Source organism: Microcella sp., from assembly GCF_033763155.1.
Classification (GTDB): domain Bacteria; phylum Actinomycetota; class Actinomycetes; order Actinomycetales; family Microbacteriaceae; genus Microcella.
Window position 1 is genome coordinate 1 of record NZ_JANRKZ010000154.1, and the last position, 1,999, is coordinate 1,999.

Genomic DNA, 1,999 nt, shown 5'->3' on the forward strand with positions numbered 1-1,999 from the left:
GGCCGGGTCGGTTGCGGCGAGAACGATGGGTGCCAGGGCGGGGGCCGCATCCGCGTCTCGACCATAGGTGCGCACGCGGTCGATCGTGGCGGGGGTCGCGAACTGGGCCGCGCCGAGGCCCTCAACGATGTAGCCGCGGCGAACTGACCCCGCTTCTTCCATGCGGGCGAGCACCGAATAGGCGAGCGCGAAGCCGCCGCGCAGCCCCTCGGCCTGTACGGCACCGCGCGTGACGATGCCGTGCCGCTCGAGCATGCGGTCAACCGCGAAGGCCGTGCGTCGAGTGGTGTCGGCATCGCGCTCGGGCAGCAGCGACCAGCGCCCGGCGGCCGTCGGCGGCCCCGATTGCGTCACGGATGCGGGGCGCGCGTACCCCCGATAGCCGCGCGTGCGCGGCGCGGGTCGGCGCGTGGCCGTGCCCCCGAGCGTGGAGCGCAGCGGCGCGAGCGTGTCGTTCGTGAGCAGCCCCGCCCACACGAGTTGCCAGAGGTCATCGACAAGAGCCGCGTCGTCGCCCCCGGCGTTGCCCGGCTCGGCGACCGCGGCCGCGAGCTGGCGGAAGAAGAACCCGCCACCGCCCGCAAGCGCGTCAAGAATGCGCTGCTGACGGGCCGTGAGCTCGAGCGCCTCGGGCTCGGCGAGGCTGAGTGGCGCGGCTCCCGCGAGGTGCAGGCTCACCCAGCCGTCGTTGCCGGGCAAGCTGCCCGCGCCGGCCCAGACGACCTCACCGCTCGCGCACAACTCATCGAGCCAGGCGGGGGAGTAGTCGCGCACGCGACTCGGCAGCACGAGGGTTTCCCACGCGCTCGCCGGGAGGGCGACCCCCTGCAATTGCTCGATCGCATGTAGCACTCCGTCGATGCCGTGCAGGGCCGGGCGCGTTGCACCGAGTCCGGCGCTGCCGACGTGCTGCCACGCGGGCACAAACCGGCCGAGGGTGCCGTGGCTTACCGGTTCGATTTCCTTGCGCAGGGCCGCGAGGCTGCGCGAGCGCAGGCGCCGCAATACGTCAGCGTCGACCCACTCGGTGCCCGAGGCGCCCGGGCGAAACTCGCCCTCGATGACGCGGCGGTCGGCGGTGAGCCGGCGGAGGGCATCCGTCGCTACGGCGATGCCCAGGCCATAGCGGCTCGCCACGTCGGTCGCGGCGAAGGGAGTGCGGGTGCGAGCGAAGCGGGCGACGAGGTCTCCGACGGGGTCGGCCACGGGGTCGAGGAAGGCGGCGGGCACCCCATGGGGGATCGGCGTGCCCAGCGCGTCGCGCAGTCGCGCAGCATCTTCTACGCCGGCCCAGCGTGCGTCACCCGCGATCGTGGCGCGAAAGACGCGGTTCGCGCGCGCGAGGTGGTCGAGCTCGGCGGGCACGTCGACCTCGTCGAGCGTGCGGGCCTCGAGCTCGTCGATCGAGAGCGGCCCCAGGATGCGCAGCAGATCGACGATGCCTTCGGCGTCGCGCGCGCGGCGATCGGGGGCCAGGCGCTGCAACTCAGCCTCGAGTTGTGCAATGACGGCAGGGTCGAGCACTTCGCGTAGCTCGGCACGACCGAGCAGCTCGGCGAGCAGCGCGGGGTCGATGCTGAGCGCCGCGGCCCGCCGTTCAGCGAGCGGGCTGTCGCCCTCATAGAGAAACGCGGCGACATAGCCGAACAGCAGGCTGCGGGCGAAGGGTGAGGGGCTCGGGGTCTCAACCTCGACGATGCGGATGCTGCGCTGAGCGATGCCCGCCGTCAGCTCGACGAGCGACGGCAGGTCGTAGACGTCTTGCAGCACTTCGCGCACCGTCTCGAGCACGATGGGAAAGTCGGGAAACTCGCGCGCCACCTCGAGCAGCTGGCTCGCGCGCTGCCGCTGCTGCCAGAGCGGACTGCGGCGGCCCGGGTCGCGGCGCGGCAACAGCAGGGCGCGGGCGGCGCACTCCCGGAAGCGCGCGGCGAAGACCGCCGAGCCCCCCACTTCGCTCGTCACCAGCGCCTCGAGCTCGTCGGCCTCGAAGTGAAAC

At 72.9% G+C, this 1,999-nt stretch carries 1 pseudogene; it reads right to left on the minus strand.

From position 1 onward, the window contains the following. Positions 1-1,999: pseudogene (locus SFU54_RS06395) on the minus strand (ATP-dependent helicase); the annotation flags it as partial.